The 16,043-nt window shown below is 59.0% G+C and carries 3 protein-coding genes; all 3 read left to right on the plus strand.

What is annotated here, in order from left to right:
- Positions 1-244: 244 nt before the first annotated feature.
- Positions 245-12,448, plus strand: a complete 12,204-nt coding sequence (locus AAEY27_RS05820; protein WP_342323955.1) for an Ig-like domain-containing protein — start codon at positions 245-247, stop codon at positions 12,446-12,448.
- 100 nt (positions 12,449-12,548) lie between these two features.
- Positions 12,549-13,856 carry a TolC family outer membrane protein gene (locus AAEY27_RS05825; protein WP_342325476.1) on the plus strand — a complete coding sequence of 436 codons (1,308 nt, stop codon included), beginning with the start codon at positions 12,549-12,551 and terminating at the stop codon, positions 13,854-13,856.
- Positions 13,857-13,903: 47 nt separating this feature from the next.
- Positions 13,904-16,036, plus strand: a complete 2,133-nt coding sequence (locus AAEY27_RS05830) for a type I secretion system permease/ATPase (protein WP_342323956.1) — start codon at positions 13,904-13,906, stop codon at positions 16,034-16,036.
- Positions 16,037-16,043 lie beyond the last annotated feature (7 nt).

The following is a 16,043-nucleotide window of genomic DNA, read 5'->3' on the forward strand; positions in this document are numbered from 1 at the left end:
TTAATTTGTGATGTCAGTATTTGCCTAAATACGTAACGTTGTTTATATCTTTTCTTATTGTAAGATTTTACTCATTGACAGCGAAATGGATATTTTAATGAAAAAACATCAATTTATATAATTATTGACTCATGCATAGCACAATCATTGAATATCGCCAAATTTTTATTTGGCCCGCCTCCCTCTGCGCGTAAATAAATGTCGGCAGTGGCTATGAATATTGTTTTTGCTTCGAGGTAAATATATGGCCCCGCAAAATAGCCTTCCTGGTTCAGTCGATGTAATAAATCAAAAAACCGGTGACGTTGTTGCGCAATATACAAGCGGCAGCGATCGCGTTGTTAATCTCACTGAGACCAGTATTGTCCGCGTTAATGCTTCGCAAGAGACGGTAAATTTCTACGAGCGAGAAGGAAACGACCTGATTGTCCATATGAAAGATGGCTCAACAGTGCGTTACAACAGCTTTTTTAATCTTGATGGCGACGGCCTGCACAGCGAACTGATTTTCGAAGATCAATACGGCACGCATCACGCGGTATTCCCATACGCCGCCGAAGCAGGCCCGGCCGCTGCAGAAGCTATCGTGCCTGCGTACAGTGAAGTAGCGTTCGACTCGCTGATCGGCGCTAGCGGTATCTCTGCCCTTGCGGTACTGGGCGGCATCGCCGCTGTCGGCGGGCTGGTGGGCGTAGCCGCCGCTGCGGGCGGTGGTGGCGGAGGCGGCCACAGCAACGACGGTGGCAACAACGGCGGCGGGGATAATGGTGGAGGCGATAACGGCGGAGGTGATAATGGCGGAGGCGACAATGGCGGCGGCGATAACGGCGGCGGTGAAACCCCTGACACGCCCACGCTGAACGTCAACACCTTCGCAGCCGATAACATTGTCAACTTAGCAGAATCCACGGAAGCACAGCGACTGAGCGGCTGGACGGAGGCCGAAAACGCGGGCAGCACCATTACGATTAGCGCCAATGGCGAAACCTGGACCACCACCGTCGCCAGCGACGGGAGCTGGGGGGTTTGGGTGTCACCCGCCAGCCTGAGCACGTTTTCTCAGGGGCTGAGCCGGATACGCGTCGCCATCGTCACGCCGCGCGGCGGTACCGCCAGTACCGATACCTGGGTAACGGTCAGTACCACGCCGCCCGTGCTGGAGTTAACGCAGTTTGCACCGGGCAATATCGTCGACCAGGAGCAGCATGTCGCGGACAAAATCGTCCGTGGTTATGTCGGCGAGGAAGATGCCGGCAGCACCATTTTTGTCATCCTCAATGACCGCACCTACACCGCCATCGCGGATGAAAACGGCCAATGGCAACTGGTGATCCCTAAAGCGGATATGGCCCTGTTACAGGATGGTCAAAGCTACACCATCATTTATCGCGCCATTGACGCTGCCGGGAACATCACTGAAGAACAGCGCGATTTCAGCACCAACTTCACCGCGCCGGATGTCACTGTCGATCCCGTCGCCAGCGACAACATCATCAACAGCGCGGAGATCCTCGTTAGCCAAACCGTCTCCGGGCAGACTTTCAACATTCCAGCCGGGCAGGTGGTGACCATTACCCTGAACGGCAAAACCTACTACGCCGAAGTCATGGGTGATGGCACCTGGAAAGCGGTGATACCCGCTGGCGATCTCGGCGCACTTGGCCAGGGCAACAACAACCTGACGGTGTCGGTCAACGACGCCGATGGCAACACCATCACCAAAACGATACCGATCGATGTCGATACCAGCCAGCAGGGCATCGCCATTGCTATTCTCTCCACCGATGATTATCTCAACGCCAGCGAAGCGCAAAGCCCGCTCGAAGTGCGTGGTGTCACGACTGTCATTGGCCCGGGCGTATCAATTATTGTCACGGTGAATGGCGTTAATTATCAGGTCACCAACATTGACGCGGCGGGCAACTGGAGCGTCACCATACCCTCCAACGACTTGCTGCGCCTGAGCGACGGGCCAAATGTCATCACCGCGACGGTGGTTCAGGGCAATCAAAATGCGCAGGATTCACACACGCTGAACGTGCAGGTCCACCACTTGCCACAACCGGTTATCGACACGCCGTTTGGTGATGGTTACCTCAACGCGGCGGAAAAAGCCGTCGATCAGGTGCTGAGCGGTAACAGCGGCGTCACCAGCATTGGGCAAAAAGTGACGGTGCAGGTCGGGGATAAAACCTACCAGGCGACAGTCGATAACGACGGAACCTGGAAAGTGACCGTTCCCGCTGGCGATTTGCAAAATCTGCCGGATGGTCTGGTGACCGTGACGGTCAATGCCAGCGATGCATCGGGCAACACCACGCCGCTGACGCAAACCGCGGTGGTGGATACGGTCATGCCGCCGCTGGCGGTGCTGCCGTTAACGGCGGATGGCAAACTGAACGGCGCGGAGTTGGGGCAAACCCAGACGCTGAGCGGCATCAGCGGCGTCAGCGAGCAAGGGCAAACAGTGGTGGTAACCCTGAATGGCAAAACCTACACCACAGTGGTCGGCAGCGACGGCAACTGGCAACTGGCGCTGCCTGCGGGGGATCTCGGGCAGTTACAAACCGGGAGTTATCCGCTCACGGTGACGCTGACCGACGCCGCGGGCAACAGCACCACCGTGACGCGCCCCATTGATGTGAAAACCACCGCGCTGCAAGTGGGCGTGCTGGAACTCTCCGACGGTAACTCGCTGGATGCGGCGGAAATCAAAGTCGACCAAATCCTGCATGGCACCTCAAACGCCGAAGCAGGCAGCATCGTGACTGTCACCTTAGGGGGTCTCACCTATCAGGGCGTGACGGATGTGCAGGGCAACTGGCAGGTCACACTGCCTGCGGTTGAGCTGCAAAAGCTGAGCGATGGCACCCAGAACCTGACCGTCAGCGTGACCGACGGTTACGGGCAAAGCACCACCATTAATTCCAGTTTCGATGTCGATACCACCAGCGATGCCGTGGCGATCAGCATCATCTCCAGCGATGACTATCTGAATGCCACCGAATCCGCGGCTGGGTTAACCATTCAGGGCAGCAGTGCAGGCTTGCCGGCCGGGACGATTGTTACCATTTCGCTGAATGGCACCAATTACCTCGGCATTATCCAGGCAGACGGTACCTGGCAAACCTTTATCAACGCCACGGCTCTGGATGCACTGGCCGACGGCACGCAAACCGTCACAGCAACAGTGCTGACAGCCAATGGCACCGTGATCGACAGCCACAACTTCACGGTGGCAATCCACACGTTACCGACCGTTACGCTGGATCCGGCGTTTGTCGATAACGTGGTGAGCCTGGCGGAATCCACCCAAAGCCAGACCATCACCGGCAACACCGGCATCCTCGGCGCAGGGCAAACAGTCGTTGCGACGCTTAACGGTCAGCAATACACCGGCGTCGTTAACGCCGATGGCAGTTGGTCAGTCATGTTGCCGCAGGGCGCGATGGAAACCCTGACAGAAGGCCCCGGTAGCATTAACGTGGTGGCGACCGATGTCGCCGGCAATAGCGCCAACAACACCATTAACTTCTCTGTCGATAAAACGCCGCCGACCCTGAGTATCACGCCGCTGAACGGCAACGATGTGCTGAATGGCAATAACGTCACCAACGGGGTGACGCTGAACGGCACGACCTCGACGGATGCCGCATCGGTGGTGGTGACCATCAACGGCAATACCTACACCGCGACGGTCAGCAACGGGAGCTGGAGCGTCGCGCTCGGCAGCGGCGTGCTTAGCGCTCTGCCGTCGGGAAGCAGTTCCTACACCGTTACCGCGACCGACGCCGCCGGGAACGTCACCTCGACAATTCGCACGGTCAACGTTGATACCACCGCCCCAAATGTGGTGATGGATCCGGTCGCGCGCGACAACGTGATCAATGCCGCTGAACAGAATACTGGCTTCAGCCTGACCGGCAGAACCGTGCCGACCGAGCCTGGAGCGACTATTACCGTTAATCTGAATGGTGAAACGCTGACCGGCGTCGTGGGCGCAGACGGTAGCTGGTCCATTCCTGTTGCGCCGAGTGTATTGAGCGGCCTGACCAACGGCACCTACGCGATTTCAGTGACGGTCACCGACAGCGCGGGTAACGCCTCGCAGCCGATTTCCAGCACCTTCACGGTCGATACCACCGCCAGCGCGATCGCCATTAACCCGATTGAGTCCGATAACAAAATCAGCGCCGCGGATATTGCCGATGGCCTGACCATCAACGGCACTTCGCAGCGTATCCCGGAAGGGGGAACCGTCACCATTACGCTTAACGGCGTGCAATACACAACGACCGTCAACGCGAGCGGTTTCTGGCAGCTTACTGTGCCGAATGCCGCCGCCGCCGCGATTGCCGATGGCACCGCCACCCTGACGGTGACGGCAACCGATGTCGATAACGTGGTTATTTCCGGTGAGCATCAGTTCACCATCATCACCCATACTCTGCCGCAGCCGACCATTAACGCCCCGTTCGGCGATGGCGTAGTGAATGCGCAGGAAGCTGCCGCGGGCGGTAACCTGACGGGCAACACCGGTGTTGTCGGCGCGGGCCAGGTGGTGACCGTTAAACTGGACAACGGCGCGCAGCTTACCGCCACGGTGGATGCGAACGGCAACTGGACCCTGCCGATGACCCCAACGCAATTGGGCGCGCTCGGGCAGGGCAGCCACACGGTCACCGTTACGGCGACGGACGCGGCGGGTAACCAGACCGCCATCACTACGCCAATGACCGTTGATACCGTCGCGCCGACCGCCACCATTGATGCGGTCACCAGCGACAATATCGTCAACAGCGCGGAAGCGGCCGGTGCCGTTACGGTAAGCGGTACGGGGGTTTACGATCCGCTGCACACGCAGACCATCGTGGTACTGGTCAATGGTCAGAACTATGACGCCATTTTGCAGCCCAGCGGTGTCTGGAGCATTGTATTGCCTGCCGGAGCGCTGGCCGACGTGCCGGACGGCCCGGTAGCGGTAAAAGTGACGATTACGGATTACGCGGGCAACAGTACCACGCAGATCACCAGCTTTACGCTTGATGCTTCGGCGGCTAACGCGCCGCAGGTGCAAATCAATAAAGTCGGCGGCGATGACTTTATCAACCAGTCTGAAGCGCAGTCGCTGGTGCAAATCAGCGGTACCTCGACCAACCTTGAAAGCGGCCAGCCGCTGACCGTCACCTTGAACGGCAAAACCTATGACACCACGGTGAATGCCGATGGCACTTGGTCGGTAAACGTACTGCCGGCGGATCTGGCGGTGGTGCAGGACGGCACACAGATAATCACTGTGACCGCGAGCGATGCCGCCGGGAACAGCGCGTCGGCGAACCACAGCGTGACCTTCGCCGCGCAACCGGCGTCGCAACCGACCATCACCATCAATACCGTGGCGCAGGACGATGTCATCAACGCCATCGAACATAACCAGGCGCTGGATATTACCGGCTCGTCGACCCATCTGGCGGCGGGCACGGTGATTACGGTGCTGTTTAATGGCAACACCTACACCGCCAGCGTCAACAGTAGCGGCAACTGGACCATCACCGTGCCGCAGGCGGATGTGCAGGCATTGAGCGATACGCCAGCAAATGCGCCGTATGTGATTACGGCTTCGGCGAGTGATGCGGCGCAGAACCCGGCCAGTGGTACGCACAGCGTGACGGTGGATACCACCGCGCCAACGCTGGTGGTCGATCTCGCCAATTCGTTCCTCAGTGACAGCCGCGTCAACATCGCCGAAGCGGCGGTCGATCAGCAGGTGAGTGGCACCGGTACCGCGGGCGAAACCGTGCAGTTGACCATCAATGGCAAAACCCTGTCGGCGGTGGTCGATCAGCAGGGGCAGTGGACGATGGATATCTCTGCGACCGACCTGAAAGCGTTGCCGCAGGGCAGTTCGCAACTGACCTTCACCAGCACCGATGCGCAGGGCAACGCCAGCCAGCAGCAGGTTGGCATTAACGTCAAAACCACCGGCGGGCCAACCATCACGCTGAACACCATGTTTGGCGACAACGTTGTCAGCATCAATGAGGCCACCAACGGCACCACGCTGACCGGTACCGTGAGCGGCCTGACTGCCGGCACGGTTGTCGTGGTGACCATCAATGGGCAGAACTTTAACGGTACGGTAAGCGGTAATACCTGGTCGGTGGCCATTCCAGGCGGCGAACTGGATACCAGCGGGCAATACACCGTCACGGTCACCGCGCAGGACGCCTGGGGTAACCCGGCGACGGTCAACGGCAATCTCGATATTGTGCTGAACCGACCCACCGCCGCATTAACCGGGCCGCTGTTTGGCGATGACAATATCTTAAGCCAGGCGGAAGCCAACGCCGGGGTACAACTGACCGGTTCGACCGGGCAAGCAGGCCCAGGGCAGACGGTTAAAATCATCCTCGATAATTTGCAGGAATACACCGGCACGGTGGATGTCAACGGCAACTGGACGGTGTCGTTAACGCCGCAGCAGATGAACGCCATTACCGACGGCACGCACACCGTGCAGGTGTCGGTGACTGACCGCGCGGGCAACACTGCGGTTTCCACAGGAACCAGCGTCGAAGTGCGCACCGATCCGTTAACGCCGCCGACGCTGTCGCAGCCGTTTGGTGACGGGATACTGAGCGCTGCCGAAGCCGGTGCGACGCAAACCATTGGCGGTCAGCTCAATATGGACTCGTCGCTGGTCGGCTCGGTGACAGTCAGCATCAACAACGGCACGCCTATACAGGCGACCGTCAATGCAGACGGTACCTGGTCGCTGGATGTCGATAGCGGAACTTTGCAGGCGCTGCCGGATGGCACCTTGCCGATCACCATTACCGTGACGGATACGGCGGGCAACCAGGTCTCCGGGCAGGGCAGCTTTGAAGCAATCGTCAACAATCTGCCGGTGGCGAACTACGTGACGCCGTTTGGTGATTCGGTCATTAGCTATGTTGAAACCCAAAGCGCGCAGCAGATTACCGGCAACACCGGCGTGACCGGCGCCGGGCAAACAGTCAGTGTGGTGCTCGGCACCAATACCTACACCGGGACGGTGGATGACAACGGTGACTGGACGATCACCGTACCGCAGGCGGATTTGGCAGCGCTGGCGAATAACGCCTCGCTGGCGTTCGGTGTGACGGTAACCGACCGCGCCGGTAACTCGGTCAGCACCGATCCCGCCACCACGCCAAATGTCACGGTACACACCAGCCTGCCTGCGCCTTCGGTTAGCAATCCGTTTGGTGACAACATTATCAACAGCACAGAAGCGGCGGGTGAAGCGACCCTGACGGGGAGCACTGGCGCAACCGGGGCGAACCAATATGTGACGGTGAAAATCGATGTTAACGGTGTCACCTACACCGCCGACGTCGATGCCAGCGGGAACTGGTCGGTGACCTTACCGGCAGGCTCGTTGCAATCGCTCTCTGCCGGGACGCATCAGATTACGGTCTACGCGCAGGATCAATACGGCAACACCAACACCAGCATCACGGATTATACGGTGGCGTTGACGCCGCCAGCGGTGACCATTACCAGCCCGATATTTGGCGATGGCTACGTCAGTGCGGCGGAAGCCACCGCAGGCACGACGCTGCGCGGGACGTTCTCAACAACGTATCCAAATGGCACAACCGTTAAAGTCACCATTGGCGATCAAACGTTTGACGCTACCGTTAACGGTACGCAATGGACGTTAGCCATGGACGCGGCGGATTGGGCGACCATCGCCGCGCGCGGTCAGCAGAGCGTGACGGTGACGGTGGTCGATGGCGCGGGCAACACCAATACCGCCACCACCACGGCAACCTTGTTGCTGGATGCGCCGACGGTGGCGATCAATACGCCATTTGCCGGGGATAACGTCCTCGATTACGCGGAAAGCCAGACTAACCAGTCCATCACCGGGACCTCCACCGGCTTAGCCACAGGCGATACCGTTCGCGTCACCTTTACCGGCGGCAGCGTCTACACCACCACCGTGCAGGCGGATGGCAGCTGGTCGCTGGTGTTAACGCCGACGCAGATGGCCACCTTGCAGGCCGGGCAGATAACCGTTCAGGGGGTTGATAAAGCGGGTAACGTTGCCGGCACCGCAGGTAACGGCGGCACGCTGACCCTCGATCTGACGCCGCCGACTTACTCAGTCAATATGGATTTAGTGGCCGGAGACAATTACGTCAACGCCGGGGAATTCACCAATGGAAATCTGCAACTTTCCGGCCACGCTTTTAACCTCAACGGCACGACGCTGACCATTCTTAGCGGTGCGACTCCGCTTGGCACCGCGACGGTCGCGGCCGACGGAAGTTGGACATTTAATGTGCCGCGCGCGTCGCTGCCGGACGGTAATTACACCTTCACGGTGCAGAGCAACAGCCAGCCGGGCACCACGCCTGCCACGCAAACTGTGGTGGTCGATACCCTTGCGCCAACCTTGAGCCTCGGACAGTTTGCCGGTGACAACGTGGTGAACAGTACCGAGAAAGGCGCCGCGCAAACCATCAGCGGGCTGTCGGATGCGAATGGCAGCCAGGTCACGGTGACGCTGAACGGTAAAACCTACACCGCTGTGGTGGCTAACGGCGCCTGGTCTGTGAATGTGCCGCAGGCGGATATGGCGGCGCTCAACGATGGTTCCTATACCATTAATGCCTCTATTCGCGATGCGGCGGGCAACCAAACCAACGCGACGCAAAACGTTACCGTAGACGCCGGTTCACCGCTGCTGCAAGTCGATGCGCTGGGTGTGCCAGCGGTGCTGAACACCGTCAATGCAACGACGGGTGTGCTGCTGCAAGGCCAGGGCGAACCGGGCAATACCGTGACCATTCGCCTGGGGCCGTTAAGCTGGAGCGGCACGGTTGATTCGCAAGGCCACTGGAGCCACACCTTCCCACAGCTCGATCTCTCCACGCTGACCGATGGCGCGCAGGTGATCAACATCACCTCGACGGATGCGGCAGGCAACACTTCAAGTAACAACATTTCGCTGAACGTTGCGCTGAACAAAGGGCTTGGCGTGGCCATCGATCAGGTGTTTAACGATGGCATCCTGAACGTGGCGGAATCGCTGGTAACGCAAGTGCTTACCGGGAAAGTGGCGGGTGATTATCGCGGCGCGAAGGTGTCGCTGACCGTGATTGGCGCGAACTTCACCATTAACGATCTGGCGGTGGCGTCTGATGGGTCGTACTCCTTCACGCTGCCGCCGTCTATCTGGGTCGGTCTGGTCACCAATACCTTGCAGTTGCGCGTCGATGTGGTCGATGCCAACGGCAACACCACTTACAAAACCATTGATGTCGGCCTTGCGCTGACCGATTTGCCGGTGGTGAGCGATGTGCTGGTGGCGGGCGATAACGTCGTCAACCTGGTGGAGAGCGGTCTTGCGCAGACCATTTCCGGTACCGTCAGCAATGTCGCCAATGTCTCCAGTGTGGTGGTGAATTTCGCCGGGCAAGCCATTACCGCCACCGTCGATGCGCTCGGACGTTGGACGGCTAACCTTCCGGCTGCGGTGCTGAGCACCCTGCCAGATGGCACGGTCTCGGTCGGCGTGGTGGTGTCTGATAAATCCGGCAACGTTATCAATACCAATGCCAGCTTCAACGTGGTCAGCCACAACTTGCCCGCTATCTCCCTGGATCCGCTGTTTGGCGATGGCGTACTGAGTATTCCTGAACTGGCGAGCGGGTTGCTGAGCGGCACGGCGACAAACCTTGCCGGGCGCACGCTGACTATCCAAATCGGCAACGCAACGGCCTTTACCACCAACGTGGATAATACCGGGCGCTGGTCGGTGAACTTGCCGGATGCGGTGAAATCGGTGTTGCAGGGGCTGGGCAGTGGCAATCAATCGGTGACCATTACCGCGACCGATCAGTACGGCAACCAGGCGACACAAACCGGCTCCATCAAAGTCGATTTGGTTGCACCGGTGCTTAATAGCGTGGCGGTGTTTGGCGATGGCTTGCTGAACGTCGCGGATTCGCTGCTCACCCAGACCATTAGCGGTGTGGCAAGCGGCGCGCCGCTCGGTTCTACGGTGGAAGTCACACTCGGCGCGAAAGTGTTTACTGGTGTGGTCAATGCCAGCGGCGCCTTCTCAATTGCGTTGACGCCAGCGGTTCTTGCAACGCTTACAGACGGTATCTTTACGCCATCGATCAAAATCACCACCCCGGATGGCAACACCTCCACTACGGCGGGCGGGCAGGTGACGGTTGGCCTGAAAAATCTGCCAACGGTGGCGATCACCTCGCTGTTTGGCAACGATGGTTACCTCAACCATACGGAAGCCGTGGCAGCACAAACCATTTCTGGTACGGTGACCGGCCTGACGTCTGGCTCGGTGACGGTCACCGTTGGCGGCACAACGTATCAGGCACCGATTGGCAGTAACGGCACCTGGTCGCTGGCGCTTTCCGCTGGCACGCTGGCGTCCATCGCCGACGGCACCCTGAGCGTCACCGCGTCGGTCACCGATGCGGTGGGCAACACCGTCACTGGCAACCAACTGGTGAATGCGATCGTGCAGGCCGTGCCATCGCTGGGTCTCAATACGTTGTTTGGCAACGGTATCCTCGATCTGAACGATCTGTTGACCAACCCGATCCTCTCCGGGACCAGCAGCAACCTGGCGGTGGGCACGCAGATCACCGTGAAAGTGGGTCTGCTCTCTTTCAACACCACCGTGGGCGCGAACGGGCAATGGCAGCTCACGGTTCCGGCGCTCTCGCTGCAAGGCTTGCAGGATGGCACCAATATCTTGCAGGTGTCGGCGACCGCAACGGATGTGGCCGGTAACGTCGCCAATATCGTGCAGAACGCCAGTGTCGCCATTCAGGCGCTGCCGACGGTGGCCATTACCTCGCTGTTTGGCGATGGCGCGCTGAGCCTGGCGGATATCAGTACCGCGCAGACGATTTCCGGAACCAGCCAGAATGCGGTGGGGTCAACGCTGACCGTTTCCGTCGGTGGCAAGAGCTACCTCGCCACGGTCGCCGCGAACGGCAGTTGGAGTGTCAGTGTACCGAAAGTGGATCTCAGCGCCCTGACGGATGGCTCGCAAGCCGTTAGCGTCGCGGTCACCAACGCCGCTGGTAAAGTGGCGAGCGTGGCGAGCGCGGTGGATGTGATTACCCACAACCTGCCGACGGTTTCACTCACGTCGCTGTTCGGTAACGATGGTTACCTGAATATCAGTGAAGCGGCCAGCGGCCAGGTGATCAGCGGCAAAATTGGCGGCGTGGCCAGCGGTTCGACCGTGGTGGTGACCCTTGGCGGTACGCAACTGAATGCCACAGTGGACGCCAACGGCAACTGGACGGCGGCGGTGAATAACACGTTGCTGCAAAGCCTGGCGAATGGCACCACCAAAGTGGGCGTTTCGGTGACGGACCGGGTGGGCAACACCACGGCGACAGAAGCTGATGTGCAGGTGAAATTCACCCAGCCAACGATCACCACTAACCCGCTGACCAACCTGGTCGGCTTGTTGACCAACGTCCTGCTAGGGTTAGTCGGGTCGGTAAAACTGACGATCAGCGGTTCCTCAACTAATCTTGGTCAGGGCTCTATTGTTCATCTGAATTTGTTGAACCTGGCGGCGTCGACGGCGGTTGTCGGGTCGGATGGCAAATGGACGGCCCAGCTTGATGTCGGGCTGGATCTGGCGAAGATCCTCTCGCTGAGCACCATCATTAACCTGTATGCCGCCGATGCGGCGGGTAACATCGGTTACCTGAACGTCGGTTTGGGCGGCGGTAACGCCACCACCACGCCACCTGCCGGAGTCGGCACGTTATCGGCAGAAGCGAGTTCCTTCTCACTGCTGGCGGCCAGTTCCACGGAAGGGTCGGAGTCGGCAGCCAATACGGACAGCACCACCACGCACACCGCAGCAACCGCCACCACCGAGAGTTCAACAGACTCGGCGGCAACGACCGATGCCAGTTACACCATCGGCGGTGTGAGTATCGATCTGGCGGACGGCACCAGTCAGAGCGGGGATAGCGTGCAGGGCAGCACCGGTAACGACACTATTCACCTGTCGACGCTCGGCTTTACCGAGATTGACGGGGGAGCGGGGACCGATACGCTGGTGCTTGATGGCGCGAACCTCGTGCTGAACCTGATCGATCTCGGGACGAAAGTACACAACATCGAAGTAATTGACCTCGGCAAATCCGGGACCAACAGCGTCACGCTGGATGTCAACGAAGCGCTGAGCATTACCGATAAACCGGAAGATGACTTGCTGATTAAGGGCAGTATCGGCGACCAGATCAACCTGAAGCACGGGGCTGCCGATACCTGGGCCATCAGCGGGCAGCGCGAAGTGGATGGAGTCCAGTTCGATGTTTATCACAACAGTTCGCAAGTCAACACACTCAGCGATGTGCTGATCCAGCAGGGCTTGCACGTCAATATGGTTTAAGGGGTAAACGCCTCAGGGATGAGGCGGGAAAGCGAAAAATTATTACGGGCTATCCAAAGGTCGATGTATGAAAAGAGCCATAGGTCTGTTGTTATTGGTCATGCCCGTTACGAGTGTATTCGCGGCTCCCGGCGATGAAGACAATTATCGCTGGCAGTCGGCCCCGAGCGAACAGCTTCGGGCGCAGCTAACTATTAAAGAGGCGATCCTTCGCGCTTTTGCCCGTAACCCGAAAATCGCCCAGGCGGCAGCGCAAATCCGCGTGGGTAAAGCGAACCTCACTGAAGCAGAAAGCGCCTGGTTTCCGCAGGTTTCCTTGCAAGGGAATCTTGGGCGTTCACACCGTACGGATTCCGCCGGATCGTTGAACAACAATGGTTCTGGCGGCGTTACCTTAAAACAGTTGCTGTACGATTTTGGCAAAACTGGCGGCAGTATCGATGAGCAACACAATCTCTCTGACGCCTGGCGTTACGATCTTTACAGCACGCTCAATGATGTTGGCATGCAAACACTGCAAGCCTATTTGCAGGTCAAGCGCTACCAGGCGCTGGCCCAGGCGGCGCGGGCCAATATTCACTCGCTGCAAAGCGTGCTGGAAATGGCGGATTTACGCTCAGAAGCCGGGTTAAGCTCCGAGTCCGACGGCCTGCAAGCCCAGTCGCGCATTGCGGGGATGAACGCCTCACTTGCGCAGTATGAAGCGCAGATGCACTCCGCGCAGGCTGCACTCAGTGTATTAACTGGCGTGAAATCTGAAACCTTGCCCGACCTTCCTGAAGACCTGCTCAAACAGAATATCTCTATTGAGTCGCTGCCCTATGATCGCAACAACGCCGTACTGAGCGCGCAATCTAAACAGCAAGCGGCGGAACAGCGTATTCGCCAGGCGCAGGCGCAACATTGGCCGACCATTTCGGTGCAGGCGGGGCGCACCCGCTATGAAAATGATCAGAGCAGCTATTGGGATGATCAGGTGCAATTAGTGGTGGATGCGCCGCTGTATCAGGGCGGGGCGGTCAGCGCCCGCGTGGATGCCGCGCAGGGCGATCGTGCCAATGCGCAAGCGGAAGTGGAGGCCAGCAAACTGGATATCAACCAGCGTGCCGCCACCGCGTGGGCGGATTTTACCGGCGCGCAATTGCGCCAAAAAGCCGGGGATGCGCAGGCGATGAGCGCCGGGCGGGCCCGGGGCGTTTACCGCGATGAGTACCGGTTGAGCAAGCGCAGCCTGAACGATCTTCTGAGCATTGAACAGGATGTTTTCCAGGCCGATACCGCCTCGATTACCGCGCGTTATGACGCCTGGGATGCCGCCGTGCGCTATGCCGCCGCCGCCGACAACTTGCTCGATATGCTGGGGATTGAACGTAGTCGTACCGTGGGCGATGACTTGCCCGCACTGTAGGCGCATAAATGCACGCGCGCGGTAAGCGCAAAAGAGCAGGAGTGGTAATGCAAGAGCCTGATACCGAAAGCTGGATTAATGTGATGGTGCGCGCGGCGGGGCGTTTTGGCCTGCCCGCCGATGCCCCCGCTGTACGACAACAGATGCGCTGGTTTGAATCGCTGCCGCTCAACGCGCGGCTGGAAAGATTAAGCGGCTTGATGGGCTTGCAAGTGCGTACCGTGCCGCTCGACCGTATGCGCTGGAATTCGCAAAACTTGCCGGTCATCGTGCAGCTTGATACTGGCGAGCTGATGCTACTGGAGGCGCTGGACGCCGATAAGCAGGTCACCTACTGGCTGAACAACGGTGGCGACCTGGTGCGTGAAGAGCCGCTGGAAACGTTGTTAACCCGCGCGAAGCCCGAAGTGGTGATGCTCGGTATCGCCGCGCGTGGCCGTGATGCGCGCATTGATGATTTTACGCGCCCGTGGGAAGCGCACTGGTTCTGGCGTCACTTTCGCCACAGTGGGCGCAAGCTAACGGAAATCGCGCTGGCCTCGGTGGTCGGGAACGTACTGGCCTTGGCGGGTATTCTCTTTTCCATGCAGGTTTACGACCGGGTTATCCCGGCGCAGTCAATGCCAACGCTGTGGGTGCTGTTTTTCGGCGTCCTGCTGGCGGCAGCACTGGAGTTCTTTATCCGCCTCGCGCGAACGCATGTTTCGGACATCATGGGGAAACATATCGACCTGGATGTCTCGGCGCTGTTCTTTGCCCGTGCGATGGCGATCAAAAACGACGCGCGGCCGAAATCCACCGGTTCGTTTATCTCGCAGTTGCGCGAGCTGGATCAGGTGCGCGAACTGTTGACCTCAACCACCGTTGGCGCGGCGATGGACATTCCGTTTGTGCTGCTGTTTCTCGGCATTATGGCGCTGGTCGGCGGCCCGCTGGTGATCATTCCCTTAATTGCTATTCCGCTGATTATCATTCCAGGGCTGATGGTGCAGTGGCCGATGGCGAAGCTGGCGAAAGAAGGGATGCGCGAAAGCGCCATACGTAACGCGGTGCTGGTCGAATCCATCGAAGGGGTGGAAGACATCAAAGCATTGCAGGCGGAACCCTACTTTCAGCGCCAATGGGAAAACACCCACGCGGTGGGGGCCAACGTCGGGATGAAACAGCGCGTATGGGGCGCGCGGCTTAGCGGCTGGGCGTCGACGGTTCAGCAAATCACCTATGCCGGGATGCTGGTTTTCGGCTGCTTTCTCGTCATTGATGGCACGATCACTACCGGTACGCTGGTGGCCTGTAGCCTGCTGTCGTCGCGCACGATTGCGCCGCTGATGCAACTGACCATGGTTTTCTCCCGCTGGCAGCATGCGAAATCCGCCATGACGGGCTTGAACGAGCTACTGAAAAAACCGCTCGATAAAGAGGCCGACAAAAAAATGGCGCACTGCCCGGTGCTGGCGGGCCACTTCCAGGTGCAACAGATGCAGTACAGCTACGATGTCGAAAAAGGCGATCTGGCGCTAAATGTCAGCGAGCTGGAGATCAAGCCAGGCGAACGTGTGGCGATCCTCGGTAAAACCGGGGCCGGGAAATCAACGTTGCTGAAATTGCTCTCCGGGCAGGCGCAGGCCAGTAAAGGCAAAGTGATCATCGACGGTGTGGATATGGCGCATATCGATCCGACCGACGTGCGCCGCCAGGTGGGGTACTTGTCGCAGGATTCTCGGCTGTTCTTTGGCACGTTACGGCAAAACCTGATGCTTGGTCATCCGCATGCCACCGAAGCGGAGTTGATTCAGGCGCTGCGCATTAGCGGGGCGATCAACCTGGTTCAGCAGGACGCCGCGAGTCTCGACCGCTTGATCAATGAAGGCGGGCGCGGGCTGTCCGGCGGACAGCGGCAGATGGTGCTGCTCAGCCGGTTGATTGTGCGTAACCCGCAAATCGTGTTGCTGGATGAGCCGACGGCGTCGATGGATGAGCAACTGGAAGCTTGGGTTATTCGCCAGCTTCAACAGTGGCTGACCGGACGCACGCTGGTGCTAGTGACGCACCGCCCGGCGCTGCTCAACCTGGTGGACCGCATCATTGTGATGGAGAACGGCAAAGTGGTTGCCGATGGTCCGCGCGATACCCTGCTCAAACAGGCGACGCGCAACAGCAACGTGGCGTCAATCGCCTGAGGAGGGG

Origin of the sequence: Kosakonia sp. BYX6, assembly GCF_038449125.1 — a bacterium.
GTDB classification, from domain to species: Bacteria; Pseudomonadota; Gammaproteobacteria; order Enterobacterales; family Enterobacteriaceae; genus Kosakonia; species Kosakonia calanthes.

Bases quoted from the DNA above. Each gene is read 5' to 3' on its own strand.
- AAEY27_RS05830 (WP_342323956.1), top strand. From the start codon at position 13,904: ATGCAAGAGCCTGATACCGAAAGCTGGATTAATGTGATGGTGCGCGCG.
- AAEY27_RS05820 (WP_342323955.1), top strand. From the start codon at position 245: ATGGCCCCGCAAAATAGCCTTCCTGGTTCAGTCGATGTAATAAATCAA.
- AAEY27_RS05825 (WP_342325476.1), top strand. From the start codon at position 12,549: ATGCCCGTTACGAGTGTATTCGCGGCTCCCGGCGATGAAGACAATTAT.